The following is a 26,241-nucleotide window of genomic DNA, read 5'->3' as shown; positions in this document are numbered from 1 at the left end:
TGACCACCTTTACATGAGTTTTTGAAAGTTAGACCACAAGCGATTCAATGCAATTCCCAGTATCAATAAAGCGACTGGTGGGAAAAGTTGAGCGATATTGTTAAATAGTGACATATTTGGCATGACCAGGTAGACCATCGTTAAAGCACTGATCACCCAAAATGCTCGAAACCAAATACGATAAAACTGAACTGTAACCTTACCAAATACGTACCTCTTCAATTTCCACTGGTACATTCCATCTGCTAGCATGGCAAATAGATAGGGCAGAAAAACGATTAGCCACCCCAGGATTAAGTTCCACCGGAAAATGGACTGATAAAGTAAGAGGGGTATGTTTTTGGCCATAGTGTAATTAATAGAGGTAAATTTTTCAGCAACAATGTTAATACCTCTGGCTGGTTTTTTGGTGTCAGGGATCAGAATAGTATTCAGATAGTCAATTAACTTATAGTCATGTACCAACCAATTTAAAGTCGCTTCACTATTTGCAATGACAGACTTCCAACGGTCATTTGATATGATGGACCGGCTTGCATTAACCTCCTGAGTAATCTGATATTTGAGCTCCTCAGTATTCTGGAAAGCCAAGCTGTAACCAAAATAAATGACCATGCCAAAAAAAAGCATTGTTCTGAGCACTGCTGCCCTGCTTGTATTATCCGCAGCCATTGCTTTCCCTCCATTCACGAAAAAGAGCTAGCCTCTGATCGTGATTGCAATAGTTGTTACGCCACATCGTCGGGATACCCAGGAGCCAGTGGTACTGTTTAGGTATGATTTGGTCGATGAGGCTTAACTCCGCCAGTTCTTTATGCTCTGCGCTTTTCCACTCGATCTGTCCCACATCAGGAACAAATACAGCGGTCCTTGCTTTTGCGGCCTGGCGGGAAAATTCTATAAAGTTGATGCCCCACGGCGTCCAGTATCTGTACTGCTCGTTTAGGCCGATGTTAAACACCGGCAGAGAAAGAGTTGAGTCGGCAAAAGCCGAAATCACATTTTTGCAGACTCTTGGACTATCTATTTTTTCCTGTTCGGTTTTGAGATGAGTCAGCAGTGCACGGTCAATAATGCTGTTAAAGGTGTTTGTATAAAGGCCATTAGGGTCAGGAAGCTGATCTATGGCAGTAATGATTTTAAATTTTAACCGAGAAAGAAAGGGAGAGTCCTCAATAGTAACTATATGACTATGTGTTGTTTCTGGATGAATCTGGGGTTTGATGCGCTGTACTTGTTTAAAAGAGACACTACCTGGCAAATTAATGAATGCGCCCACCGTGCGTGTTAAATCGACGAAATAAGGCAAAAGATAACAACCAAGCATACGGGCATTCTTTTTTACAAGATCACACCGTACGTCATTGTTATCGAAAGAAATACGGAAACTAACGAATTTACGTTCAGGACCTTCGCTGGTGGTCAGTGATTGAATCCATTCATGGCATGATCCTTGTGGTACCGACCAGTAGCTGGTTTCACGGTCCCCAAAGGGATCAGTCGTGATCAACTCTCCCTTTAAAAGGAAAAGCTCAGACAGGGTATTTGCCATGGAGAATAGGGAATCGATATCGTTGCTCTGACAAAATTTTCCCAAATGATGAAACGCGTTTTTTTCTATCATAGTTAGCCGATCTCGAACTTCCTGAGAATCTGCGTACTTTAAACCCAAAGACTGAAAGCGCCTTTTTACGAGCGAGCGACATTTGCTGACTTTTAGTGCAGAGCTTAAAATTTGCTGGCGCGTCAGGACAATTTTTTCATCCATCAATGCAACTTCCTTAGAAATTTATTAAGATTTTTGATATCGAGATTTTGACGCAAAGTAACTTTTCCGGCCTTCTTGAAAAGCATTTCCGACAGAGTTGTGTTTGGCTTCATTTGTTTCTCAGCAACAGCAATAGGGATTTGGCCTACAACCTTCCTGCCATCTTGAAGCCTGGCAACTATGTGAAACATAGGGACCTGACCCAAGAGATCCTTTGGAATACTCTCTTCTAAAGTTGTCTGCTTTCTTTCTGAGATTGAACCTGAGAAGTTATTATGCGGCAAAGATGTTTCTGAACCGGTCGTATAAGTGACCATATTTGTGCTTATCGCACTCTTACCAAAGTTCTCTACAACAAGCGTCTGAGTAGGAGTATCGTTGACTCGCAAGCTTATATAATTGTTGCAGAGCCCCGTAATTCGATTGGCAGTTTCAACACTTGCCGCAGCAATAAAGTCGGAGATGGTTTGGGTGCAAATAAACAGTGCAATTTTCGCTGCACGACCCTGCGCCAGAAGGTTAATCATAGGGTTGTTAATGGCTGAGTGTGCCTCATCAACAAAAATACTTATCCTGGAATTAGCTGACATATCACCATCTTGAGCGTTGTAGCGACTACCGGCACAGGAGGTCAGATCTGACATTATTAATTGAGAAATAGCAGCTGCTGTATCGGGGTTTGAAAGGCCATCAAGCGAAATGTATAGCACCCCGCCAGTGCTGAACATCCCTTCGCTTGTTACAATTTCTCTTGATGATACTGAGTTCGGGTTAGGAGATAAAAGCTCATTTAAAGGTTTTTCAATGAGCATATCGAAAACAGGCATAATACCTGCGGTCATTTTAGCCATATGCTCTGGGTCGGACATTGAGTAATCAATAAGCTGGGAAACAGTATCTAACCAGTCTATTTGTTCGGACCCCTCGTAATTCATGAAATGAGCCGTAAACCATTCAGCGAGACGCTTGAAACGTACCGGCAAGGTATCGTTAGCGACGTACTTAACTTTTTCGGTCCAGACATCGTAACCATAATATCTCGCGTAACATGACTCCATTACCTTGACTGTAAGATTCACAATAGACATGTGGCTTTTCATGTTCTTGTGAATCAGATAAATAGAAGGCTTTTTCTCTATGTAAGAAAGCCCGGAAATCACATTGGAAACGAGAGCCTTGGCATACTGAACGAATGGGTTAACCTCACCGGGAACTGTCACCAAGCTCAAAAGACGAGATGTTAGGTCAGAAACATTAGTATAGGTGTTGCAGACATCAATACAGACCGAAGATGCTGGCTGGCCAGGATGAAATTTATAGAAAGGAAGACCGAGGGTCTTAGCCTCTTCCATTAGAGATTCTCGCCACTCTGCATCGTTCTTTGGATCTATGACAACAACAACATGACCAAGATGAAGCATGCTAATGCTTAGTAAACGCTGTAGCACCGTTTTCCCGGTACCCACGTTTCCGGTTATCAGAGTATGACCAAACCAATTGTCTTCAGTTACAAATATGGGTTCCCTACGTTCCACAGCAAAAATTGCATTGCTGCCGCCCATCTTACGAGCCATTGCGTCAAAATGTCTCTTAATTGGGTTGAAGACGAATGGCAACTCGATCTCACGTTTATCACTGGAGAGGTTAGCTATTTGATATGCCCGATCCGCATGTTCCGGACCCCACTCAAACCCATCACAAAAATAGGACTTTCGCTCGGGTATATCCTTATTTTTATTTTGATAATCCTGAACCAGTTGACGATACTTTCGCTCATTGGAGAAAAAGTTACTTTTGTTAATTACACGCAGTGAATCAAGACTAACGAACATGAAATGTCGCTTGAATACACGCCAATGAGCCATCAAAAATGGCGCTGCTGTTTTGCAACGATAAAGGCACAGCAAAAAAAGCAATATTGAGGTGAACAGAACTATTGGGGCGATGTCCAGTCCGTCTGAAGAAAGTCCCATATAAAGCATAGAAACCGAACAAATCAAAAGTATTGAGGCACTACGATACTCAAGAATAGGCCGATAAAAATTCTCTTGTGCATGGAGGTTAGTCCTCTTCGAATCTGACATTATAGGTTCCCAGCCTCTTTCAGGTTATTGATAATTCGTTCAATGTCCACTTTCGCCCGGTCTGATGCGGCCAGCAAAGTAGGCATGTTAAATGCATGGCATTTTGTATTGATCACAGCACCAGAATTAACGAGGTACTGAGGAAGCTTATTGAAAAGATCTTGAGCCTCTAACTGCGACCCAAATTTTTCCACGCAAGATTGGGTCAGATAGAGAGTATTAGGAGTACTTACCATAAATCTGTTTTTGCGCTTTCTTTTAAACGCCACCTCCATTTTGGACAGAATTTGATGCAGTACTAACGCAATTTCTACAAATTCAAGCTCTGTAACGTCACCTTCGCTTATAAGCGAGAATTCACCATTTTGGTCTGATTCAGTAGATGCAAAGACTTTACTGTTCAGATTGTGACCAGAAACAGGTGATGCTGGTTTTTGTACTTCTGCTTTGTCCGATGATTTATTCCGGTTGCGCTTGGGATTTTGTTTTTCTACCGGTGCTGTTGGGGCGAACAGTCTGGCCAGTGCTGGCGAAAGATGATGCCCCTTAGCGTCTGTGGGCGCATGCTCTCCATTTGATTCTTCAAGTACAGGAGGTAAGGCGGGCTCTTCACTTGCCATCACACTGGTTGCGGCTGCTTCGGTCTGGGAATACACAACTTCAGCTGGTGGTGGGCAGTTACCCTCAGTATCTGGTTCTGAGTTTTCTTGTCCTACAGAAACATCCATAGAGCGTTCATTCGTACCCTGGGGATCAGCGTTCTGTTCTCGGTTAAGTTCTGGTAATTCTGACGGCTCGGAGAGAAGCTTTTCATTATGGACCGAAGAGCTTGTTGCACAACTACCGACTTCTGGCCGAGAAACACTAAGCTGTGAGAAATCGGTATAATCAATGATCTCATGCTCTTCATCTTCTTTCTCAAAAAGATGTTGATAATGTTCATATTCCACAGCCTCAGTTTTCAGCGGACCAGTCGCGGATGCACTATCGGTTCCATGATATTCCACGTCGCCAGAATGTTCTTCGACTGCATTTACACGTGGGGGAGGCAGCTCAAGCGTTTGCTTTGGACGTGGGGCAGAGTTTTCAACAGAAGACTCATCATTAATCACTAATGCCTGATACATAGAAGTATTGAAAAGTGACTTTAAAGTTGTTGGCCTTCTTGGCTCATGATAGGTGAGCTGGAACCCGGCGCAGTTATCGCCGAGCTGGACTAAACGCAGATCGTCAATGTCCCTTACTATCCACATTCCATCGAGAGAGCCTTCTCTGAATGTCAGTTGGAAATAGGGCTCTTCACTGAATGCTTTTTCATCTAATCCCGGCAGCAATGCCATAGTGGTATCTATGTTGAGGTAGGGGACAGCATCAACACACACTATATAGTCATTGGAAAGTGGAGCGCTTAAAAGGAGTTCATGAAGTTGGTTGACCAGGACATGGGATTCCGTGTCCTTTGCCGATTCATCTTCACTTTCTTCTATATCAGGAATGACAGGATCAGCTGCTTCCTCACCCTCAGATTTAACTATCTGCGTGTCATTATCAATTTCATTATCACTTTCGGCTTTCTTCTCAAAATCGTCGGATGAGCCTTCATTTTTCTTAGAATGTATATCAACATCAATAGAGGCAGAGGAGCGGCCTAAATCATTAACCTTAAGAACAGCCGTCTCAACAGTATCAGTAATTTTAGTTATAACGTCCCGACCGGGCACTGGTCTTCTGTATTCAGTAACTGTTTTTTGCTCGTCAATGTAAATAAAGTCTTTATTGGCATTAACGCTAAAAAGACCCGGCACTGAGTCAGGGATTTTATAGGAATCAAAGATTAAACCAATCCACCTTAGCTTAAGAAGGTTATAGAATTCTAGTTTCCCTATCCCATTTCTAAAGATGTTTGATATTTCGTTTTCCGAATAGATACCCGGAATGAAGTAGTGAACGACACGCTCATCATCATAGGGCTCGACGTAACCACGTTGAACTAGGGATTCTACCAATACGGTCTTACCAGCCTCTCCCTGAGGGAAGTTATATTTATGTAATTCGAAATCATTGAGAACAAAATCAAGGAATGCGTTCTCGTTAAGGTATACCTCACCATTTACGATAATGATGTGCATAGGCTTAGCATTGTAATTGTTGATATTGATACTGGTAAAGTTGTGCTTGATGGTACTAATGGCCCTTGCTGCTGCATCATTAGAACGCAGACCCATGATAGGGTCACGTAAAACATTAAGGTCTGTACCAGTAGAATAGAAATCAGCGGTCCTCACGCATTTAGACAAAAAGTCATTCCCATCAGTATAAACGTTTAGGGCGGTGATCATTTTTGAATAAACACGTTCTTTATTTACCCGATCCAAAAATGCAAGACATACCGGGTTTAGGATTCGCTCAAGGAAAACGCTGGACCAGATATTATGTTGATTATGAATACGCTTTCGCCAGTGGATTTCGTATTCAACCACGTCATTTTCACGTGCCCAGTCAAGAAGACTTTGTGAGCTTGGCGTCCAAATGATCGGACTAGCTAAATTCAGGCTTACAATGTCGAGATCGTAAACCTTTCCGGCATCATGGACTAAACCACAGATAAACGCAGCATAGAGATATACTTTTCTACGGACTACTTCTTCATCTTGATATCCGATTGGTCTCAGTTCTGAGTGATGCGCATTTTTTAAAGAGAGTATGGCCACTTCCAGGCTGTGAGAAAGTAACCCACCAATACCATTATGATGATGATTTTCGGAAGCTGGCAAAAGATGTATCCAGCGAACATATTCAACCAAGGGCTTTAAAACTAAATTAGTAAATGTATATGCATCGTCCCTGATGTCGCTATCGCTGATAGCTAACATCATTGAAATTGAGTGCAGCTTTTCCCGATACAGAGACAGGATTGACTGTTCATTAAATGTCTGTATGCCCGTCGGACGAGTTGGATACTCGATGAATTTCAGGACTTCTGGATTTGGATGATCAGGAACAGTGTACTTCTGATCTCCTAGAATCTGCGCAAAAGGAGAGAGGCTTGATATATCCTCAATCATTACAGAGGTTGCATCATTCTCCTGAGATGAGAATATCCCCAAAATCCGTTTAATACATAAATACAGCGCCCTGAAATTCATCATCATACCTTATCGACGTTTGCCTGACATTTCGGCTGCAATGTATGCCTGCACACTTTTATATTGCATTACTTTGGTGATGAACTCTGCTGGACTGTATGGCCCATCCTTACGGCGAGAAACATTCAGAGTCTTTTTCACATTCTCAACATATAAATTAATACTCTTTATAATGTTGTGAGACATAACCGGATAGTCGCTTACAGCCAGTAAACCCAATGAGTTGTACTCATACATTGTGTTCATGAGCTGGTTCATCTCGAAGATGTACTTGTAAAACCTCATGGTGTTGTGGTTATTGAAGTTGAGTTGTACTGGTTCAAAACTGAAAGGTACAAACTGAGTTGATGACATGAATGAGTCATTCTTGTCGAACTCAATTGACTTAATATAAGCAACAAGATTTTCTTTCATCTTATTGTTTTCTTCATGCAGCTCGTTGAACCAATCCTGAATAGCCTGAACAAGGTCAGGATGTTTAACTGCATCAACCGTTTTAAAGAGAGAGGAAATAGCGATACTCACATCATCAAAACCTCTGATGACTGCTCCATTTCTGGCAGTTAAAAACCGGTTAAAGTCTGGGGTGCCGGGGTTAATAATAACTTTGGCCATACCCTGGTGCTCTGGTCTACGTTGAGTAGAAGTTTGAGCGTTTACGCCTTGCTTTTTATTTGAACCTTTTACCATTACATCTTTTGGTTCAATGTTAATACGCTCATTGTCCGTGATAATTGCGTCGTTCATTGTGCCACCTTAGTTTTTGAGTATTGACGGATTTTTCGTCCAAGTTCGATATATGCTGAATGATAGAGCTCAAGCATTTCTCTGTAAGGCTCCAGCAATGCTTCCGTTTCAGAAATCATTTCGTATTCCCAGCTGGCATGGTTTACAAAACAGTTCTTAGAATATTTTCCACTTTTCATTGGTTGCACCCGTTTTGACATGTGGCTAGGCGCTCTTGTTTTATAAGGGCTGAACTGATGCCAAGTGATCGTTACTTTTCTGGCATTACCAATTAGCTCAACTTTTGGTGCGTAAGAACCCAGGTACTCCCTCTTTGGAACTTTGCTATGTCGGGTAAGGTTAATCTCTTGGTGGTTTCGTTCCTTCCACTTGATCCAGTATTTTGTAATGAGATCTTCAGCCTCAACACGCAAACCTTCAATCTGAGCACGTAAATTTTTACGTGTTAGCTCTATAGAACTTATAAGATTTGAATTACTCATGACGCCTCCTGATGTGAAATTACTATACCGGAGGAAATTTCCGTTTTTTTTCACGAACAGAAGATTTTTGAATGCTCTTTGATGAGGGAATTGAACAGATGTAATGCACTCGTTGTTTCCCCCATTCGGGAGGGGCCTTCAGAAACAGTAACAGCGAGTTTAGCCTCACTTCCATCGCTACCCCCTAAAGTTACTTTTGACAGAATGACCATTGTGGATTATTGCTTTTGATAATGTGCATTGCTCTATTAAAGTTATACATATATCTAGTGCCACTTTTCCAAAAAAAATGACCCTATGGAACTTTGTCCATAGTGACACTTTTATAAAAAGTGACCCTATGACGACATTACATAGGGTCACTTTTCAAACATAAGTGACCCTATGTGAGGCATTCATAGGGTCACTTTTCTTTGTTTAGTGATCCTATGTAAGCATGAGGTTGATGAAAAGTAAAAATGTCAGTTTATGACGGTCAGTGAAAGACGTCGTTATTCTAATCCAACGTTGGGAGGGGCTGGATTTAGGTTTTTTTTTAATCGCTTCACATTTCGTTAGCATGCGCAGGAATTTTTGATAAAATTCTGGTTAGTTTGGTTAAAAAGTGTTACAAGTAAGCGGTGTGGTTGAAGGGATAGATTTAAGGCTTATTCAAGCCTTAAGAAAATACTAAAAGTTACTTTTCACCCTACCGAACACCTAACAAAAAATCCATGTTGAAGATTTGAACAATTGTAATGGCGCAAGGACAATCAGCACATGTCAGAATCTGATAATTTAACTCGTAGCTTACTCGGTAAACTTTTCCGCACTGAGATTTCGCTTATTCGTAGTTACCGTGCATTTTTAATGTTATTGCCTGTGCATGGATCTTCTGCATATCAAACTGGGACTCCTCTTCTCCAGCGTCGCCTATTTGGGAAAGGATTTAGTACAGCCGCTGATTTAGCTTTTGAAGTGGAAACACGTCCAGGTAGTTTTTTGGTTCCGCGTACACTCGGAAAGGAAATTACATGGGAGAGGTTTTTTTCTGCGGTCTTGGACGGTGATTCCAATGTAATTCGTGAATATGATACAAATGATATTGACTATGGTATTTACGATGCCGGTGAAAAAGTGACTTTTCTGAATGGTACAGTGGATATCTATAATCCCAAGAAGATTCATGAGTTGCGTTCTAAATGTGTTGATATACAGAATGACTACTTTATGCAGGTGTTCTTTATCTCAATGCTCGCACCAGAGTTTGTAAGTATTTTCTTTGGTTTAAAACCAACTACAGCTGATGCTATTAAAGACATTGGTTATTCATCGTTAAAAACAATTAACGATGTCGTTCTTTTCCCACGTACAATTGCTTTCTCACAAGGGCATATTGAAGAGAGTGTTTCACTTAAAACGAAAGTTTTTGCCTGGGCTTATGAATTGTCTGCTGACATCCGGTTAGGAAAAGTTAGTGATGATTTGATGGAACTATTACGTTATGACACTATGTTCACCAGTCACCGTCAGGATGTGTTCAACACTTTAACAAATAAAGTTATGTTAAAGGATTATTGATATGGCAAAGGTCGATCAAACAAAAGCTAATGCTCTATTGCGAGCAGCAAGAACTATGTCGCTTGGGGCAAATAAAAATACAATACGAATTTTGTACGGTAATCATGTTGCTGAAAATATCGATTTTGAGCCTGGTGCAAAAACAAAACTCAAAAAAGGTATCCGGGGCTGGAGCAAACGCACAGATAACCGCCGAGCCTTTTCTGCTGTTATTGATGTCGCAGTTAACTATTTTGGTTTTGATCCAATAAATCCGGAAGCGAGTTTTCGGCAAATTGACTTCAACCGAATAATGAGTGTCCTTCATAATCTGGGATACTTTGTATGCGCACCGGAAGTTAATAAAATAATAGAAATCCTTACTTCTATGAAAGAAATTGAAGAACTAGGTGCCTGCGAAAAATGTAAACGCCCATACATTGTGCCAGTGACAAATGATGCTCATTGTCCACGTTGCAGATTATCTTCAACTGCTTCAGCCATAGAGAGGTATTCTCAAGAAGAATTAGATTAAATTTAAAAAAGATATCGCGAAACTTGCCTTGTCTGAATCTAAATATTGACTTAAGTCAAATTCTGTTGTTTGCTTTACAATCAAATATTAGTTACAACTTAAATATCAACTCTTGACAAGTAAAGATATAATTTGATTTTTCTTTATTCAGTTTTTCTTCGTTCCAAAAATGTGCACCTTTTTTTCTGTTGAAAACGTAAAACTACTTAGGTTCTCAAAACCTTCTATGCATGACGACTTCTTAATCGCTTTCAATTAATATATTTTATATTCTTGTCTAAGTTCGCTTCTTTGATCCTTAGCTATTCCTTTTTTGAAATATAGAAACAGCATTACTTGTGATGATTTTTTTCAGCTCTAAATACACCTGTTTTCAAAGCAATATTTGCTTTTAGATATTCGATAAAACCATGTTTTTGTTACACCGGATTTTTGACAACGTGCAAGATGGATGATCTTTCCATCACCGAGACTATCTTCTTAGTCAGCACTCCTTTTCCGTCCTTTTCAACATAAAAACGACCATGCTATACGAGCTCTAACCTTTTTTTTGTATGCCATCATAACCGCATCAGAAAAGGAGAACGGTCTATGACTCGTATTGCATTAGCGCCTTCAAAGATGGTTTTGCTTATGTCTTTGGTAATTACTGGTGCCCACGCCAGCCCTGAGCAACCCCTAATAAAAGATACGCCCTTTGTATCTGGCCAGGCTTATAAGAAGGGTTTCTTCTGGTATGACGATCCTGCTAAAAAAAGCGAAGCTGAAGAAGAAGAGGTTTTGCCACCAACCGGTGCTGCTAGCTCGCCTTCAAAAGAGGAAATGGTAGATTTAAATTCAAAATGGCTAAAAGAGAATATGCCTCGACTGTTAACGCAGGCAATGGATAACCCTACCGCAGAAAATCTATCACGTTATTACACGGCGCAAAGGTTAATGCTGGATATCAGTACGCGTTTTTCTGACAAATCAAAAGATTATTTTCTTAAAAACCCGATGATGTCTGAAAAACGCAGGCAACCAGTGGAAAAGGTGGCACTGGATGCTCACCGCACTGTTGTTGAAAAAAATCAGCAAACGGTAATGAAAGATATCTTTACTAAGTCAGGTTTATTTTTCTTTTTCCAGAGTACTTGCCAGTTTTGCCACGAAGAAAGCCAAATACTTCAATTTATGCAGAACTATTATTCGGTAGATATTCTTCCAATCAGTATGGATGGAAGGCCATTGCATAATGGCCTTTTTCAGGATTTTAACATCCCCAACGCACAAATTATTGATCAATTTAAAATTCGAGAGGTACCTACAATTTTCCTGGTTTCAAAGGATGGGACATCAGCTCAGCGCATTAGTGAAGGCATGATCTCCGCTGATGAATTAAAGAACACTATTATACTTGCCGCGAAGGGCATGAATCTGATCGATGACGCTTCGTTCCAGTCAACTCTAGATATTAAAAGGCAATATACCATCGGCGATGATGGCGTTATTACCGTTAATAAATCCGAAATGGAATCAGACCCATTCCTACTTCAAAAAATAATGGACCAAAAACTCGAAGGCTATGACATGCCTACGGCCGATCCGGTCAATTATCTCAATGCTGGCGGCAGTTTTGGAGGCACTTATGCGCAGTAATGCCGTTTTCAACTTCAAAAAGTTACTTTTGTCTCTTTCTGTTTGTGCTGCAATTTTAGCCCCGACTGCAAATGCAGACAACGCAATGCGTAACATTTTCAATGGCATGATGACGTCTACCAGCCCGGCCACCTTTTCCACAGCAACCCGTACAGGCATAGTTGGCGGGTCAATGTCTTACCGAACAACAAACGTTAATACCAACCTTGTTTCCATGTCGTTTCCAAAAGCTTCTGTCGGTTGTAACGGTATTGACGTTTTTCTTGGGTCCTTCAGCATGATCAACGGGGACCAGCTTGTGCAGGTGGCCCGTGGTATTGCCCAGGGTGCGGCTATCTATGCTTTTAACGTTGCTGTTTCAGCTATTTGTGCTGACTGTGCTGCAACGATTAATGACATCCAAAACAAACTGCAAGCGCTAAATAAATTTGCGAAAGATTCATGCAATGCAACTTACTCTTTCCTTTCTGAAAACGTGGGTACGCCAAGCCAGTTCGCTAACTCAGTTAGCTCTGGACCAGCCTCAATTCTGGGATCGATTAATGGTCTTATTCCTGATTTTGGCTCATCGATGACAAAGTCACCTGAAGCTGTCACTTCTCAGGTTAAAGCAAAGGATCCCGAAGAGTTCGCTGAAAAATTCAGTGGTAACCTCTTCTATATGTCGTTCATGGATATTGATAAGGGAACGATGAACATCGGAGGGGTAACGGAGTTATCCGGTTATAAACTGGCAGAACAACTTATGTCTCTCGTAGGTACTGTCATTATCAACTGGGATAGCAAAGGCGAAAAAGCGGGAATGGAAGTCCGCCCGTCTACCATGACTGTCACGGATTACATCATGGGGCCACCAGCTGGCGGATCAATTAAAATGCTCAAGTGTTCTCCGGCACCAGATCCATCATCCCCACGAAAGGCTCAGTGCCTTGTCATGTCAGAAGTTAATGACGGTGGTTTTAAGGGATTGAAGGATACCATTTCTGATCTTCTTTTAAACGTACAGAAAAAAATCATCAACGACGTTCGTGTTTCAGATGATGAATTACGCATTATCTCCTATATCGGCATCCCGACCATTATCGACTCTTTGCAAACATTCGAAGCACCGGAAGGGTACGCATACATTCAGGACATCAGCACTATTGCTGCGACGAGCCTCGTAATCAACATGTTGCGCCAGGTTGAGGCCAAAATTTCAACCATGAGCATACCGAGTGAGTCGCTGTCGGGTAAAAGGGATGATCTCAACCGATTAACAGACAATCTCTCAAAACAGGTTAAAGCCGCCTATGAGCTATCGCACAGCCAGGTCGGTACCAGCTCGGACGTCATTTCAACCTGGGATAACCGTCGCCTGCAACGGAAGGCTTTCACTGAAAGTATTCGTGGCACACGTAACTGAGGTCTGACATGGATTACAACATATATACCCTGGGTGATATTGATTTTGTCTGGTCGGCTTTTACCGGTATTGCCCTGATCTTTTCTCAATATACTGGTGTAAAAGAGTTCCTGACCACGGCCGCCGTTGTAGCAGGTGTGAGCCTATTCTATAAAACGTGGCTATGGCTTCAGGCTCCGACCAAAAATGAATTACCGTTTTTCTCCTGGTTTTTGGGGTTGATCCTTTTCATGATGGCAATGGTTCGAGTGGATGTAACTATTGAATCTGTAAAGTCGGGAGAGGTCAGAAACGTCGACGGAATTCCAATTTTTATTGCTGCGATGGCAACCGTCACCACTAACTTAAGCCAGGGTTTGCTGAAGGATTATAAAACAGCGTTTGATCCGCTTTCTCCGGTGGACCTGTCTGCAACAACTCTGGACGATGACATCACCCTCGGTCCGATGATCCGATTCGTGAAGTTTTTGCAATGGGGCGGCGATAGCCAGGGCTACTGTTCCGCATTTCCTGAACCGGCCAGCGGGCTAGGGCCAATGAACGTATGTGCTACCGTTCAGTCTCTTGCATACAACTGCCTGAAGGCTACCCAAAACTCAAGCGCAAATATTGCCGGTAAAGAAACTATTTTTAACGATATTTTCTCAGCTAATCTGGCAGATAGCATGGACCGGATTAATCAGGCGATGAAAGGCGCACTGAAGAATGCCTCTGCCAGTATTGTTGGCGCTAACGGTTCAAAATCTGGTACGTGTGATGAGGTCTGGTCAACTGTGAAACAGGTTACCAGTACAGCTGAAGCTCGCCAGACTATTTCCCTTATAGGACAGACAAACGGCATCCTTACTCCAGACGAAGCAAATGGTGCACCTACCGGCGCAAGCTTTACTGATGTTATGGCGTCAGCAAATGGTATGTACGGTAAGGCTATTGGTTCGTATGACGCCACCCTGAACCTGTTCATTATGAATGAGCTCAGAAATGGCGCAAGCAAATATAAGACCCCACTCGGTCTGGCTTCCGATATGCAGTTGTTTGAGGCTTCTCTGAAGCGAACCAACACAATGGCTTCACAGGGCCAGTTGTGGTTACAACTGTCGGGAGCAGCAATCGCATTCCTTGAAATGTTTGCTTATATGGTTGCTCCATTTGCTTTGCTTATGCTGCTGGCGTTAGGTGGTAATGGTGTTGCCGCTGCGGCGAAATATTTGCAACTTATCCTCTTCGTGAATATGTGGCCGCTTACGGCAGTAATGGTCAACGCGTATGTGAAGAAAGTCGCGACGGCCGACTTGGATACCTGGAGCACCCTCAACAGCCAGAATAATGCCGTCACGTGGATGGGACTCCCAGGGCTTGCGGAAACATACAGTTCATACCTGTCTGTTGCTTCCGCCCTCTATGCTCTGATTCCGGTACTCACATTATTCCTGATGACACAGTCGATTCACCCGATGATGAATGCGGTTAAGGGAGTGACCCCCGATGCGCCGGTGGATACTGGTCATGTAACGCCCAAAGTATGGGATGGCCCTAACAGCGGTAAATCTTCATTTGGTGACGTGACACGAACCGCCTTAACCAGTACCGGTCAGGGATACAGCGATGGCGGCGCAGTTGATTCAAGTAATTTCCGTCTTGGAATGTGGAATGCTGGTTCAAGTATCGCTAACAGCCAGGGACAAGGATCAGCTGTAACCTCATCAGTTATGAGTGCGGCAAGTAATTCATTCCAGGCTGGTTACAGTCAGATGAGCGAAATTGGAAGGTCAGGACAGTCGAGCCAGCAGTTCTCAACCAACCTGCAAACAATGAAGCAGATCTCGGATAAGATTGGTGCCTCTGTAGCAGAAGGTATTGCAACGAAACATGGGGTGAGTGCGTCTCAGATGGCCAGCATTGCTTCAAATGTTATTCTCAACGCTGGGCTTAATGGAGGTGTTGGAACTGGCAATGGAGCCGGGCTGAAAGCGGCTGTAGCAGGGCAATTGAGTAGCGGTGCATCTAAGACCAATACAGGCAGTGACTCGCTTTCAAATGACCTTTCAAAAGCAATCACGAATCAGCTTAGCCAGGATTCTGCGTTAACTGACCAGTTCAGTAAAGCGGCGTCTCAGGTAAGCAGCGATCAGATATCCAATACTAATGCGTTTAAAGAAGCATCGTCGAAAATGAACCAGGCGACACAGACGATGGCGCAAAATATTTCTACATCGGTTTCGACTAACGCAAGCTCCAATAGTGGAATGAGCCTTGATTCTAAACAAAGCATTAACCTGGACAGGTTCTCCGATTCTATTCGCAACAAAAACTTCAGTGATGATGATGTAAGGAATTTTGCTCGTAAGAATGGGCTGGATGAGAATGCGTTTATGGAGAAATTCAACTCCTATAACGATACCTTCAAGGCCAGTAATCAGCTTGGATCGCAGCTTCAACGTACTGACGCGCTTGTGGCTGCAACCCGAGATTTCAGTGAGCAAAAAATTGCGATTGATACCGCCCGGGGAGAGACGGCCGAAAGTAATAAACAGGATCTCCGTGAAACCTCCAGCCTGCTTAAAAGTCTGGTTTCCGACTTCGGTGGTAATGCACAGCAGCTGCTACCTATCACCAATCAGCTCGACAGAATTTCAGGTGACGGGTCAGGAATTAATACTATCACTCAGGCACAGGATAGAACTCCTGACAGCGTAAATACGTCTGGCGTGATGAGTGCGTCACGCGTAGGGGAACTGGGTGGAAGTGTAGATTCGCAGGCTAAACTCGGTCTTTCCTCCAACGCTCAGGACGCGACACAGCATGTCCCTGGAAAAAGTGAAGCTGGCTTTACTCCGTATAACCTTGATAACGCGGGCAAAGGCGATATTCAGGGAATACATAACAACAACGTGGGCCGCACTTATTCTGATGAAGAAAGGAATGTGCTTAATTCTCTCGAAAAGAATGGACCTGTACTGAATAATCAGGGTGTAGAGAAAGTCGTCAATTCGGGTCAGGATGTCAGAAATGCAGAAGGCACATTTAACGATCTGGAAAAGGTTGGAGGTCGGGTGGTTGGTGATGGAATGGATCAACGAGCCACTGCTTTGAACAGTATGTATCAGAGCGGGCAAGTTCGTGGCTTATCTAATAACACTGATAACTACTTTAGTCGTGTTGCCAACAACCCGAACTTAAGCCGGGACGATAAGCGAGCTGAATTGGCACAGCAAGCTGTCTTTACCTATGGTGCCAGCACCATGGCTACCGGTGCCGAAAGAGAGCAGCTCAAAGCGGATACCCAGAAGATCCTTAATGAACTGGGTAACTATAACGTTAACTGGAGTATGAATGACGTTAAGAGCATCCATAGCAGTTTCAACACTCATAACAGAGCTGATGGTTCACTTGAGTCAGTCGTACGGGCAAACCTGGGAGAAGGTGGGTCGGGCGGTGGTCTCGTTGGTAACCGCACTCAGACCGTCACAGATCGCTTGGTTGGGGAAAAGATAGAGGCCAACACTGAGCGGGGCGCGATTTCTGGTGCGCTACTCGGGGGCCAGCAATTTGTTTCGGATACGCTAACCAGCGTTGGGGCGAAACCGGTAAATGAGATGCTTACGGGAGCGGGCATCCTTCAAACCCAGACATCGATAGCAAATGATGCCTCTAACCCTGCAAATATGCCTGATTCTCTCCAGGGTAAAGTCCTTAATCACATGCAGATGTCTGATGGCGTCGCAGCTGTAAGTGACCGGTATCAGAGTATTAGCAGCGACGGCGTTTCGACTTATGCGAATGCAGCGCAGAACTCTGAAAGGGCTATCCGGCAGCAATTGACGGATGACCCACGCTTTGGGCCTCAGAAAGCAGATGAATTCATTCAGTACATGAAGTCAGAGCTGAGCAACACAAATGAGCCTTACCAGTCACGTGTCGATAAAGCGGATCAGTGGCTTAATGAAAATAAAAAATAAGGGAGGTTGAATATAACCTCCTGAAATGACTATCAATAGATTGTAAATTACTGCTAAACAATTAAGGCCGCAAAGTATGTGTTTGCGGCCTTTTTTTCAGAAGTACCGCTCTTGCGGAACATTCAACTGACGGTTTGAATCAGTGAAGACAAAAATCTATCAAACTCTGTATGAGATTCAATAACATAATCAGTAGATGCTTTGTCTCTTATCTGAAAGCAGTCGTCTGCAAAACTATAAGCGAAAAGTGACATGCCATCTTCTCCGATTAACACCTTATCAGTGAGATTTGGGTCAACGTAGATTTCATTGTCTCGTGCTTCAAAGTTGCGTATGTAAATATTTGACCACAATAGATTTTCGTTCTCTGCCTGAACAAGGTTATAAAACGTAAGTCCGTTGTACTCAAAACCATCCATAGCATTAAACACTTGGGCATAATCAAGCCTGGTTTTAATGAGTTTCTGTATATCTATATAGGCGCTCTTTTTGTGATCTGCCCACTCCACTGGAGGCGGATTGCAGATTAAGTCTTTCAAGACTTCCGGGGCTACCGGGCTGGCTAAAGGGTAGTGATCTGCAACCATCAACCTCTTTAAGCTGCTGAGTAGTTGAGTTAAATCTTTCATGAGCGCCTCTTACTTTCCTACCGGGTAGATAACACCGTTCGGCGATGGCCATAGAACTTTGGTGCTTGAATTATACGGTAGATCCTTCGTAATGATGGATTGTGCTTTCGACAGTGCTGAATGGTATGGTGAATTCTGAATAAGTACCAGGTTGTCTATAGCGTTTGTGCCACCATCATCAAGAGGGATCTTGTGGTGAACCTGCCACCCAGAGGGGACCTTGCCTGTTGCAAGTTTCATCAAATCGTTAGGTTCAAACGTAGCCAGGGCATCTGGGTGGTCTGAAAGTGATTTAAGGAAGTTAGGGCGTACAGTATTGTTGAATTGTCCACGGAGAGCTAAATATTCAGCTCTGTCTCGGCGCATGTAGTTCAATTCGCTAACATTCATATCATCGAGCAAAACGTGTGCTTTTTTGTACTTGCCGAGATAACTTGTCAATTCATCCGCAGACCTTGGATTTCGGATAACCAGAAGTGAAGCCGCTGCAACCAGCATACCTGAAGTTGTTTCGTTCAATACCTGGTCATAGCCTTCAACAGCTTCGCCGCCAAGTTGTTCAGCCGTATGTCGAAATCCCTCCACATTTCCATTATAAAGCCCGCCAGCTGCGAGAAGACGACCAGCCGCTTTGGAATTAATGGTTTTTGTTGATTGGGCGTGCTGTGCTGGTGTCGTTGATCGAACGTAATACCCCGGGCGTTTCAACTGACGAGAGATGATATCGCGCAGACGGGTAAAGAGGGACAGGGGCAGGTCATTGCGTAGGTTGCCATTTGATATAACCCCCGGCCCGGCATTGCCGGTTATGTCTTTTCTAAGCAGAACGATCTTACCGTATCTGATGTCGTCAAGCGTATCGCGGTAAGCGAGCCAGGGGCGTTGATGGTGGAACTGGTGATACCGGCTGACAAACTGTGTATATCCCTGCGGTAAATTCCATTCCTGAATAATCCGGTTTGGCAGGGCGGTATCTTCGAGGTCATGTACCGCCGTGGCCGGATGTATGATGTGGGGAATATCCTCAAGGTATATGTCATCCAGTGACTTAGCCTGACAGTGATGCAGCATAATGTCCCTTTCTTGTCGAATTCATATGAGACATTATTGCGTATGGTATAAAACAATCAATCCTAAAGTGGATGGGCGTACGAGATCAGCAGTGACAGGGTAAAAGGAAAGTTACTTTGTTCATCAGCGTCCCATGAGCTGATGGTACCTTGCGTTAAGAGCTGCAAGGTCAGATTCGGTGAGGCCCGTGTAATAATCGGTTTTGTGCAAATGCGGATAACCGGCCGGAAATAATGATTCGTCGTCATCAAGGCAGATAAATGCTTTAACTCGATGTGAAAAGACAAAGTCCTCACACTCGGCAGCCCGCACACCAGTCTGTCCGTGTTTTAAATATACCGAACCGGTTGCACCTATGATTTTGTCTCTATAAGGCACCCGGAACAGAGATTTCAGATAACTTGTATTAGCGCACTCACGCCATGAGCTGGAGATAACAATCACCATGGCAGGGCAGTTATCCAGCAATTTCTCTAACAGTGGCATTCGCTCAAAGGTTTCATTTTTACACCTGTGGCAAACCCCATCGAAATCTAAGAAAAGCACGACATGCGAATCAGGGAGAGGGGCCCATAAACCAGCTGTTGTTTCTTCATGAACACATACTTCTTCATGATGAGGGTTTTTCTGGATCAAGAAAGAAGAGAGAATCTTAAATAAATTTCTTGCAGAAGAAGACAATATATTACTCCTGAGTCAGTGTGAAATATTTGTGGTGGTTTACCCAAGCCACTCGATGATCTTCTGTAATATCGGGTTGTATTTATTTAACAACAGGAGTCGGGTTTTGCTCCGGGACATTTTTAGCTATATGGCCATTGTATCGAGGAGGTTGCTGGGTCCATTGATAAAGCTCACCCATCCCGTTACGCTGCTGGATCCGGCGATTGTACTTTACCATGAAGTTAAATATGTACTTTGCACGTACCTTTGGGGTTTTGCTGTTGTAATCTGCAATCCCTTCAAACACATTGCCCTTGCGATCAACAATTTTTCTATAGAGCCACCATGTTCCAACCCAGAAACTTGCGCAAGCATCGTAAGCCAGAACCCGCCACGTTACCGTCGGGAAATGCTTTTTTATTTCAGGTAGATTGGATGAGTTGATCTGCATTGGGCCAATATCATAAGTGCCGTTAGTATTCCTGCTGAAAGTACCAACCTTACCGCCTTCATTGTCAAACAACGTAAAAACCAGTTCAGCATCAATTCCGAAGTAGCGGGCGGCATCCGTAATGCACTGAGTGTAAATCTCATCAGGAACGGGAATAGGTTTCACATCATCTGCTGGTGGTGTAAACACAACGATTTCTCCACTGAATCTACGTTTTATCTATTCTCCCATATATCTATCGACTTTCTTTCGGCTTTACCCGTTGATTTAAGCGTTTAAGCAAAATTCTGGAATTTTGGGGCGTGATAATATTAGTGCTCGATTTAAGGAGCGGAAATGAAAAAAATTATTAAGGCATCGGTATTACTTCTTTCATTAAGTACCGCCTTCACGATGAATGCCGAGCCGGTTAATACAATGGTACTGCCAGATGCAGCCCGGGATAAGCTCAAAGCCATTGGGCTTTCAATCGAGCACGTCGAACCCTCGCCAGTAAAAGATATTTTTACGGTGATTTCCAGGGAGGGGGTAAGTTACGTGAGCAAAGACGGAGATTACATTTTTACCGGAAGCTTATTCCACGTGAAAGGTAAAGATGTGGTAAACACCACTGAGCAGGCCATTTTAATGGGCGTCCGGGAATTCGCATCCAAAACAAAATCCATCGACTACAAATCACCAAACGAAAAATACCGGCTTGCTATCTTTACCGATATAACCTGTGGATACTGCCAAAAACTGCATCATGATCTGAAGTCTTATCTTGATGCCGGTATTTCGATTAAGTTTCTTGCATTCCCACGTGCAGGACTGAACTCGGTAGTAGCCGGGAACATGGCCAAAATCTGGTGTTCAGCAAAGCCAAACGAAGCTCTGGATGCAGCGATGAATCCGGTTTCAACTATCCCGGAAGGACGTCCTGATGAGGCTTGCTTAAACATTATCAAATCGCATTTCCAGGTGGCCTCAACAATCCCGCTGCAAGGTACTCCTACCATGGTGACACTAAGCGGCAAACCGCAGTTATTTACGGGGTGGCTGAGCCCGGAAAACCTGGTGACCCAAATGGGCGCTGCGCAAAAGTAACTTTTCCGACTGTAAGAGGTGTGTATGAAATCTACTTTACTGAGTACGTTAATGCTGGTTGCTGTAGGTGTACAGCCCGTTTTCGCTGCACAATGTCAGTACGGAGCCTGTGGAACGGAAAACGATCCCGGAATCGGATTTATGATGTCATCGGTACAAATGGATAAAGGTGAACATCTAAAGGAACTCTCTGGTGTTGCGACCACAGGTGACACCATCTCTAAAAAGATGGAAAGCTACCTGGGAAATAAAAAGCTCAAGGTAAACACCGACAGTACCCGCAAGGGGCCGGGTAATACCACCATCAGGCCTACAGATGAGCTCGCCCCAACGAGGCAACTAAAAGTTATCCGGCCCGAACTGGTAAAAAATCCCGATTCGCAGCTCGTGGTAGCTTTCAATGAGCGCCTGGCCTGATTTATTGACTGAGAGCGTCCAGAAGGAAAAAAGATGTCGATACTCAGTAGCTTCGTCATCAGAGCAACGGGGATACCTGACAAAAAGTATCTCCGGGATCCCGTAATAAAACGTTGTTATAAACGTCTGAGTCGTAGGGTGCCTGCTCTAATGACGGGGTGGCTTCTGTGCATTCTGGGTTCAGGGTATGTCAGTATGGCACTGGAACAGCCTGATAGCACTGTATTACTCAGTCTGCTGCTGTTGTATGTTATGTCAGGCATTTTACTGATGCAGTTCCAGTATATGTATTCAGAGCGAAGCATAGGCTACAAGTTCTACCTGGAAGTGCTTATGAATGCAGCTGCCAGTACTCAACATAAAGAACAGTTACAGTATCTGTTCATTAATAAGCCCAATTCCATCACGATGGGCGATCTTTACCGACTTTATGATTTTAATGGGGGAGGGCGATAGCCACGTTAATGTGCGTGTCCAAAAGTCACTTTTGAACATTCTCTTCCCGCCGTCTGCTTTCAGTTCCAGGGGATCACTGCAACATAATTTCCGGAACGCAGCGGCGCATCAAATTTATCAGTAAAGGCGTCGATCATTGCTGAATAAGCAATGCTGTCTGACGGCACAGGTGCATTGCTTTGCATACTCACTTTCAGAACCTGCTTTGCTCCTTTCGCTGACGGGTATACCTCGACATCCAGCTGTCGCATATAGTGCATCTGCGACATCGTCTCAGTGCCTATTACCCCATCGACTGGCTTGTAGTCATAGTCAGTATGCAATTCGCCATGCTTGTCAGTTCTCGTTGTCTTTTTATCTACAACGTAGCCTGTCACCCCAGTAAGAAGCTGCTCGCTATACTGCATGTTCTCCTGTGAGCTGCTGATTCGGAACCTGAGCACATAATCTGGCTGGTGAGTGGAAATAATGACTCCTTTTTTTGCTAATCCATCAGCAAAACGGCCTGAAAACATTCTGGACTGAATACTTTCGTCCGGAGGGACTATCTGAAACCTTTTATTTGTAACAGGACGAGGCATTAGATCGTACGCATCTACCTGGTTTGCGAAATGATATCCGCATCCACTCAAAAGCATTGCGGTTGTGAGTATAAAGCCCTGCCTAATCATCCTTTAATCTCCAAAAAGCATTGTTTCACGAATAATTCCGATTTACCGGGCCAGTATAATCCATCGCAGGTTAATAACTAACAGGCTGAAAAGCATAAAGGTAGCTATGTCTAAAGAATTTTATTTAAAACCGATGGCCACGATTTTAATTTCTGCGGTTATTGCTACCGCTGCCTCGGCGTTAATCACGGCAACTTATTTTAAACCGAAGGTGCTCAGTGAGGAAGAAATTGGCAAAATTGCCGCTACTTACCTGGTAAAAAATCCCCATTATTTAGTGGAAGCAGGTAAGGCGCTGGAAAATCAGAACGTGAGTGCCTCAGTGGAACGAATAATTCCATATGCGCCAGCTCTGCTGGATACCAAGGAGACGCCAAACATCGGCCCTGATGACGCCGACGTCGCGGTAATCGAGTTCTTCGACTATCAGTGTATTTACTGCATGCGGGTTACACCTGTTGTTGAATCGGTAATGAATCAGAGCAAAGATGTAAAATTCTTCTTTAAAGAATTCCCGATTTTTGCCGGTTCAAAACCTGTATCTGCCATGGGGGCCGCTACGGGTCTGCACGTCTATCAGAATTTCGGTGCTGAAGCCTATCGTAAGTACCACAACAACCTGATGGCTGTGGCTCATACCTTCATGACCTCTCAACGCAAATTCGAACTCACTGACTTTAATACTGTGGTGGAAAAGTCAGGGTTTAACAGCACGTTTTCTGACAGGGAAAAAAACCGGTATGAAAACGTGATCTCCGGCAATATGCAGCTGGGCGAAGCGCTCGGGATCACCGGCACACCCGGTTTCATCATTATGAATATGAAAAAGCCGAATGCGGCGACTACCACATTTATCCCCGGGGCTATGGACGCAGCAACTTTGCAGGGCGCAATCGAAAAAGCTCGCGGGGCCTAAAGTTACTTTCACATTTGATGAGTACGGCCATGCCGGTCATGGCCGCTACGCTTTTACAACGAGTAATTCATCCCAGCGGGTCGTATATCTCGGTGATAGCATGGCCTGCTTCATACGAAAATCCTGTTGAATGCCTTCCCCCAGTAAAAACAGAGCTCCGCGCTTTTCTTTATTGAACCGGTCCATAACTTTCATCAGTGCCTGACTGCCAGGCCTGGCCGGGCGAGTATCAAACAGGCTGAGTTGCTCTGTGCCGTCAGTCATAGCGGAGAGCATTACCCCTGCTTTCGCATACGCTATCCCGGGTCTGTAAATGCGGTTCAGGATGGTCATGGCTGCATCAACCAGATCGCGGGTGTCCTGTGTAGCGGTAAGCGGCTCGATACCACAATTGCTGTAGCGGTTTTCACCTTGCGCATAATTGCTACTCTGAATGAAGACTGTGATTTGACGGGTCCACGAGCCATCCTTGCGCAGCTGCTCTGCCGCCCGGGCGGTAAAAAATGAAACTGCCTCATGTAGCTTGCCTATCTCATTAAGGCGCTGACCAAAACTTCTGGAAACGATAATCTGTTGCCTGACAGGAGGAGACTCGTGCAGCCGGAAACATGGTTCGCCATGCAGTTCCCGCCAGGTACGCTCGATTTCAACGCCAAAGCTTTTACGTAAAAAGCGAACGTCGCTATTATAAAAATCACCGGCAGTGATGATCCCGAAAGCCGACAGGCGTTCACTAATCTTTCGACCAATACCCCATATTTCTCTGGTACTGATCAGGCTCAGGAGCTTCCTGATCCTGGCCTGATCAGTCAAAACTACAACCCCGCCTGTAGCTGCCCATCGTTTGCTCGCATAGGTGCATAATTTAGCGAGGGTTTTGGTGCTTGAACAACCCACACCACAGGTAAGGGACAGATTATGAAGAAGTGTACTTCTGATCAACCGGCCGTAATCTTCATAATCTATTATCTTGTTCATGTTTTTCAATAACATGAAATTTTCATCTATGCTATATCGACTCGATTGAGGCGCGAAGCTTTCCAGCGTTTCATGGAAGCGATTTGAGTAGTCTTCATACAAAGTAAAGTTAGAGCTCCGGACTTCGATCCGGTGTTGCTGAATCAAATCCCTGCACTTAAAAATTGGGGTCCCACGCTTAATACCAACGCTTTTAGCCAGTTTATTCATTGCAATGACGGACGAATCGTTATTGCTGGCTATGATGAGCGGCTTTTTTGACAGCTTGGGATCCATCGCACACTCAAATGCCGCATAGGCTCCGTTAATATCAACGTGCATGTACATGGCTGAACTGATTCAGTGCAAAGGTGACGACGCCCCATATCTCAAGGGATTCAGGATTTACACGTATCGGCTTATAGGCTGGATTAGAAGGCATCAAAAGCAGCTCAGGATACGTGTGTAAGATCTTTACCGTAAACTCTCCATCCACCAGCGCAACGACGATAGAGCCGTGTCGTGCTGTTAAAGACCGATCCACAACCAGTATTGCTCCATCATTGATACCGGCATTGATCATACTGAGGCCCGCCGCCCTGACAAAGAAGGTTGAGGGGCGGTTGCGGACTACATATTCATGCAAATTTAATTCATTATCTTCATGCCCGGCGCACGGACTCATCACTCCACAGCTTAGTAAATCACTGAAAAAAGGTGCCATTTCGTAAGGCTTGTTGCTAATGTGCTCAAGGATAACAGACATAGCTACACTCGAATTCTTGTACTGTATGTATAAACAGTATTGCGAGTTGAAGAGAAAAGATCAAATCTCTCCGGTAACGCTATCAAGCCTGACGAAAAATTAAGCTTTATCATAAACATCAAAAACCATCTTTTACCGATAATGGCGAGCTGGCCTACGAAGAAGGTATACAAGCTAGGATGAAAGGATTCTGATGCTCCTCCCACCAAATTTTTTATCTCCTGAAGACCAGGCTGAGTACGATGCTTATATGGCAAGGTTCAGCGAGGTGGTGATGCTGCCAACTTACTGATTTAGTGTATGATGGTGTTTTTGAGGTGCTCCAGTGGCTTCTGTTTCTATCAGCTGTCCCTCCTGTTCAGCTACTGACGGGGTGGTGCGTAACGGCAAAAGCACTGCCGGACATCAGCGCTATCTCTGCTCTCACTGCCGTAAAACATGGCAACTGCAGTTCACTTACACCGCTTCTCAACCCGGTACGCACCAGAAAATCATTGATATGGCCATGAATGGCGTTGGATGCCGGGCAACCGCCCGCATTATGGGCGTTGGCCTCAACACGATTTTCCGCCATTTAAAAAACTCAGGCCGCAGTCGGTAACCTCGCGCATACAGCCGGGCAGTGACGTCATCGTCTGCGCGGAAATGGACGAACAGTGGGGATACGTCGGGGCTAAATCGCGCCAGCGCTGGCTGTTTTACGCGTATGACAGGCTCCGGAAGACGGTTGTTGCGCACGTATTCGGTGAACGCACGATGGCGACGCTGGGGCGTCTTATGAGCCTGCTGTCACCCTTTGACGTGGTGATATGGATGACGGATGGCTGGCCGCTGTATGAATCCCGCCTGAAGGGA

22 protein-coding genes and 1 pseudogene are annotated in these 26,241 nt (G+C 44.1%); 10 read left to right on the top strand and 13 right to left on the bottom strand.

Features of this window, described 5'->3' with window-relative positions; genetic code table 11:
* Nucleotides 1-9 precede the first annotated feature (9 nt).
* From ACNQ0T_RS21090 to mobI, 6 genes are read right to left on the bottom strand one after another with little or no spacing between them, the layout of a single operon-like run.
* Nucleotides 10-672, bottom strand: a complete 663-nt coding sequence (locus ACNQ0T_RS21090; RefSeq protein WP_000718549.1) for a DUF4400 domain-containing protein — start codon at nucleotides 670-672, stop codon at nucleotides 10-12.
* Nucleotides 659-1,768: a hypothetical protein gene (locus ACNQ0T_RS21085; protein ID WP_000343600.1), complete on the bottom strand. Its 1,110-nt coding sequence runs from the start codon at nucleotides 1,766-1,768 to the stop codon at nucleotides 659-661. The genes ACNQ0T_RS21090 and ACNQ0T_RS21085 overlap by 14 nt, the downstream gene beginning before the upstream one ends.
* Nucleotides 1,768-3,852: a conjugative transfer system coupling protein TraD gene (gene traD, locus ACNQ0T_RS21080; protein WP_001284073.1), complete on the bottom strand. Its 2,085-nt coding sequence runs from the start codon at nucleotides 3,850-3,852 to the stop codon at nucleotides 1,768-1,770. Before traD ends, ACNQ0T_RS21085 begins: the two co-directional genes overlap by 1 nt.
* The gene (gene mobH / locus ACNQ0T_RS21075) at nucleotides 3,852-6,998 is read right to left on the bottom strand and encodes a MobH family relaxase (protein ID WP_001011152.1); all 3,147 of its coding nucleotides are present in this window, start codon (nucleotides 6,996-6,998) and stop codon (nucleotides 3,852-3,854) included. Before mobH ends, traD begins: the two co-directional genes overlap by 1 nt.
* 9 nt (nucleotides 6,999-7,007) lie before the next feature.
* A complete protein-coding gene (locus tag ACNQ0T_RS21070; protein WP_033487927.1) occupies nucleotides 7,008-7,745 on the bottom strand; it encodes a hypothetical protein in 738 nt (245 codons plus the stop codon).
* Entirely contained in the window at nucleotides 7,742-8,227 is a 486-nt protein-coding gene (mobI, locus tag ACNQ0T_RS21065) for a conjugative transfer protein MobI(A/C) (RefSeq protein WP_000071885.1), read from the bottom strand. The genes ACNQ0T_RS21070 and mobI overlap by 4 nt, the downstream gene beginning before the upstream one ends.
* Before the next feature lie 759 nt (nucleotides 8,228-8,986).
* Between mobI and ACNQ0T_RS21060 the strand changes: the two genes are divergently transcribed.
* The 5 genes from ACNQ0T_RS21060 to ACNQ0T_RS21040 all read left to right on the top strand — a co-directional run bounded on the left by ACNQ0T_RS21060 (nucleotide 8,987) and on the right by ACNQ0T_RS21040 (nucleotide 17,303).
* Entirely contained in the window at nucleotides 8,987-9,787 is an 801-nt protein-coding gene (locus tag ACNQ0T_RS21060) for a hypothetical protein (RefSeq protein WP_000004208.1), read from the top strand.
* 1 nt (nucleotide 9,788) lies between these two features.
* On the top strand, nucleotides 9,789-10,301 hold the full coding sequence (locus tag ACNQ0T_RS21055; RefSeq protein WP_001140952.1) for a hypothetical protein: 513 nt from the start codon (nucleotides 9,789-9,791) through the stop codon (nucleotides 10,299-10,301).
* A gap of 591 nt (nucleotides 10,302-10,892) precedes the next feature.
* The gene (locus tag ACNQ0T_RS21050) at nucleotides 10,893-11,939 is read left to right on the top strand and encodes a thioredoxin family protein (RefSeq protein ID WP_000196727.1); all 1,047 of its coding nucleotides are present in this window, start codon (nucleotides 10,893-10,895) and stop codon (nucleotides 11,937-11,939) included.
* Nucleotides 11,929-13,344: an IncHI-type conjugal transfer protein TrhH gene (gene trhH, locus ACNQ0T_RS21045; protein ID WP_001257292.1), complete on the top strand. Its 1,416-nt coding sequence runs from the start codon at nucleotides 11,929-11,931 to the stop codon at nucleotides 13,342-13,344. Before ACNQ0T_RS21050 ends, trhH begins: the two co-directional genes overlap by 11 nt.
* An 8-nt stretch (nucleotides 13,345-13,352) precedes the next feature.
* Entirely contained in the window at nucleotides 13,353-17,303 is a 3,951-nt protein-coding gene (locus ACNQ0T_RS21040) for a conjugal transfer protein TraG N-terminal domain-containing protein (RefSeq protein WP_000386160.1), read from the top strand.
* Between the two features lie 122 nt (nucleotides 17,304-17,425).
* Here ACNQ0T_RS21040 and ACNQ0T_RS21035 read toward each other — a convergent pair whose 3' ends face one another.
* From ACNQ0T_RS21035 to ACNQ0T_RS21020, 4 genes are all read right to left on the bottom strand, one after another.
* Nucleotides 17,426-17,932 carry a YrhA family protein gene (locus ACNQ0T_RS21035; RefSeq protein WP_000654195.1) on the bottom strand — a complete coding sequence of 169 codons (507 nt, stop codon included), beginning with the start codon at nucleotides 17,930-17,932 and terminating at the stop codon, nucleotides 17,426-17,428.
* Nucleotides 17,933-17,941: 9 nt separating this feature from the next.
* Nucleotides 17,942-19,003: an HNH endonuclease signature motif containing protein gene (locus ACNQ0T_RS21030; protein WP_000902297.1), complete on the bottom strand. Its 1,062-nt coding sequence runs from the start codon at nucleotides 19,001-19,003 to the stop codon at nucleotides 17,942-17,944.
* Between the two features lie 123 nt (nucleotides 19,004-19,126).
* On the bottom strand, nucleotides 19,127-19,684 hold the full coding sequence (locus ACNQ0T_RS21025; RefSeq protein WP_001371950.1) for an HAD domain-containing protein: 558 nt from the start codon (nucleotides 19,682-19,684) through the stop codon (nucleotides 19,127-19,129).
* Nucleotides 19,685-19,766: 82 nt separating this feature from the next.
* On the bottom strand, nucleotides 19,767-20,306 hold the full coding sequence (locus ACNQ0T_RS21020) for a lytic transglycosylase domain-containing protein (RefSeq protein ID WP_000494968.1): 540 nt from the start codon (nucleotides 20,304-20,306) through the stop codon (nucleotides 19,767-19,769).
* Nucleotides 20,307-20,453: 147 nt separating this feature from the next.
* Here ACNQ0T_RS21020 and ACNQ0T_RS21015 point away from each other — a divergent pair, with 147 nt between their 5' ends.
* The 3 genes from ACNQ0T_RS21015 to ACNQ0T_RS21005 all read left to right on the top strand — a co-directional run bounded on the left by ACNQ0T_RS21015 (nucleotide 20,454) and on the right by ACNQ0T_RS21005 (nucleotide 22,076).
* Nucleotides 20,454-21,203, top strand: a complete 750-nt coding sequence (locus ACNQ0T_RS21015; protein WP_000720274.1) for a thioredoxin fold domain-containing protein — start codon at nucleotides 20,454-20,456, stop codon at nucleotides 21,201-21,203.
* Nucleotides 21,204-21,227: 24 nt separating this feature from the next.
* Nucleotides 21,228-21,620, top strand: a complete 393-nt coding sequence (locus ACNQ0T_RS21010; protein ID WP_416014722.1) for a hypothetical protein — start codon at nucleotides 21,228-21,230, stop codon at nucleotides 21,618-21,620.
* 195 nt (nucleotides 21,621-21,815) lie between these two features.
* On the top strand, nucleotides 21,816-22,076 hold the full coding sequence (locus ACNQ0T_RS21005; protein WP_001439466.1) for a hypothetical protein: 261 nt from the start codon (nucleotides 21,816-21,818) through the stop codon (nucleotides 22,074-22,076).
* A gap of 59 nt (nucleotides 22,077-22,135) precedes the next feature.
* Here the strand turns inward: ACNQ0T_RS21005 and ACNQ0T_RS21000 are convergent, their stop codons facing one another.
* On the bottom strand, nucleotides 22,136-22,483 hold the full coding sequence (locus ACNQ0T_RS21000) for a hypothetical protein (RefSeq protein ID WP_121343843.1): 348 nt from the start codon (nucleotides 22,481-22,483) through the stop codon (nucleotides 22,136-22,138).
* Between the two features lie 370 nt (nucleotides 22,484-22,853).
* Here ACNQ0T_RS21000 and ACNQ0T_RS20995 point away from each other — a divergent pair, with 370 nt between their 5' ends.
* The gene (locus ACNQ0T_RS20995) at nucleotides 22,854-23,663 is read left to right on the top strand and encodes a DsbA family protein (protein ID WP_000031378.1); all 810 of its coding nucleotides are present in this window, start codon (nucleotides 22,854-22,856) and stop codon (nucleotides 23,661-23,663) included.
* A 45-nt stretch (nucleotides 23,664-23,708) separates the two neighbouring features.
* Here ACNQ0T_RS20995 and umuC read toward each other — a convergent pair whose 3' ends face one another.
* Nucleotides 23,709-24,962 (bottom strand): translesion error-prone DNA polymerase V subunit UmuC, encoded by a 1,254-nt coding sequence (gene umuC / locus ACNQ0T_RS20990; RefSeq protein WP_001371894.1) that lies wholly within the window; start codon nucleotides 24,960-24,962, stop codon nucleotides 23,709-23,711.
* Nucleotides 24,952-25,386 (bottom strand): translesion error-prone DNA polymerase V autoproteolytic subunit, encoded by a 435-nt coding sequence (umuD, locus tag ACNQ0T_RS20985; protein ID WP_000111290.1) that lies wholly within the window; start codon nucleotides 25,384-25,386, stop codon nucleotides 24,952-24,954. The genes umuC and umuD overlap by 11 nt, the downstream gene beginning before the upstream one ends.
* Before the next feature lie 325 nt (nucleotides 25,387-25,711).
* Here umuD and ACNQ0T_RS20980 point away from each other — a divergent pair.
* A pseudogene (locus ACNQ0T_RS20980) lies at nucleotides 25,712-26,241 on the top strand (IS1-like element IS1B family transposase); the annotation flags it as partial.

Source organism: Enterobacter cloacae complex sp.6700776, assembly GCF_048284255.1.
Classification (GTDB): domain Bacteria; phylum Pseudomonadota; class Gammaproteobacteria; order Enterobacterales; family Enterobacteriaceae; genus Enterobacter; species Enterobacter intestinihominis.
The sequence above is the reverse complement of the archived record's forward strand: the minus strand, read 5'-3'. Positions and strand labels throughout refer to the sequence as shown.

Excerpts from the sequence above, each read along its gene's own strand:
- ACNQ0T_RS21090 (WP_000718549.1), bottom strand. The coding sequence starts at position 672 with ATGGCTGCGGATAATACAAGCAGGGCAGCAGTGCTCAGAACAATGCTT.
- ACNQ0T_RS21085 (WP_000343600.1), bottom strand. The coding sequence starts at position 1,768 with ATGGATGAAAAAATTGTCCTGACGCGCCAGCAAATTTTAAGCTCTGCA.
- traD (WP_001284073.1), bottom strand. The coding sequence starts at position 3,852 with ATGTCAGATTCGAAGAGGACTAACCTCCATGCACAAGAGAATTTTTAT.
- mobH (WP_001011152.1), bottom strand. The coding sequence starts at position 6,998 with ATGAATTTCAGGGCGCTGTATTTATGTATTAAACGGATTTTGGGGATA.
- ACNQ0T_RS21070 (WP_033487927.1), bottom strand. The coding sequence starts at position 7,745 with ATGAACGACGCAATTATCACGGACAATGAGCGTATTAACATTGAACCA.
- mobI (WP_000071885.1), bottom strand. The coding sequence starts at position 8,227 with ATGAGTAATTCAAATCTTATAAGTTCTATAGAGCTAACACGTAAAAAT.
- ACNQ0T_RS21060 (WP_000004208.1), top strand. The coding sequence starts at position 8,987 with ATGTCAGAATCTGATAATTTAACTCGTAGCTTACTCGGTAAACTTTTC.
- ACNQ0T_RS21055 (WP_001140952.1), top strand. The coding sequence starts at position 9,789 with ATGGCAAAGGTCGATCAAACAAAAGCTAATGCTCTATTGCGAGCAGCA.
- ACNQ0T_RS21050 (WP_000196727.1), top strand. The coding sequence starts at position 10,893 with ATGACTCGTATTGCATTAGCGCCTTCAAAGATGGTTTTGCTTATGTCT.
- trhH (WP_001257292.1), top strand. The coding sequence starts at position 11,929 with ATGCGCAGTAATGCCGTTTTCAACTTCAAAAAGTTACTTTTGTCTCTT.
- ACNQ0T_RS21040 (WP_000386160.1), top strand. The coding sequence starts at position 13,353 with ATGGATTACAACATATATACCCTGGGTGATATTGATTTTGTCTGGTCG.
- ACNQ0T_RS21035 (WP_000654195.1), bottom strand. The coding sequence starts at position 17,932 with ATGAAAGATTTAACTCAACTACTCAGCAGCTTAAAGAGGTTGATGGTT.
- ACNQ0T_RS21030 (WP_000902297.1), bottom strand. The coding sequence starts at position 19,003 with ATGCTGCATCACTGTCAGGCTAAGTCACTGGATGACATATACCTTGAG.
- ACNQ0T_RS21015 (WP_000720274.1), top strand. The coding sequence starts at position 20,454 with ATGAAAAAAATTATTAAGGCATCGGTATTACTTCTTTCATTAAGTACC.
- ACNQ0T_RS21010 (WP_416014722.1), top strand. The coding sequence starts at position 21,228 with ATGAAATCTACTTTACTGAGTACGTTAATGCTGGTTGCTGTAGGTGTA.
- ACNQ0T_RS21005 (WP_001439466.1), top strand. The coding sequence starts at position 21,816 with ATGGCACTGGAACAGCCTGATAGCACTGTATTACTCAGTCTGCTGCTG.
- ACNQ0T_RS21000 (WP_121343843.1), bottom strand. The coding sequence starts at position 22,483 with ATGCAGTATAGCGAGCAGCTTCTTACTGGGGTGACAGGCTACGTTGTA.
- ACNQ0T_RS20995 (WP_000031378.1), top strand. The coding sequence starts at position 22,854 with ATGTCTAAAGAATTTTATTTAAAACCGATGGCCACGATTTTAATTTCT.
- umuC (WP_001371894.1), bottom strand. The coding sequence starts at position 24,962 with ATGCACGTTGATATTAACGGAGCCTATGCGGCATTTGAGTGTGCGATG.
- umuD (WP_000111290.1), bottom strand. The coding sequence starts at position 25,386 with ATGTCTGTTATCCTTGAGCACATTAGCAACAAGCCTTACGAAATGGCA.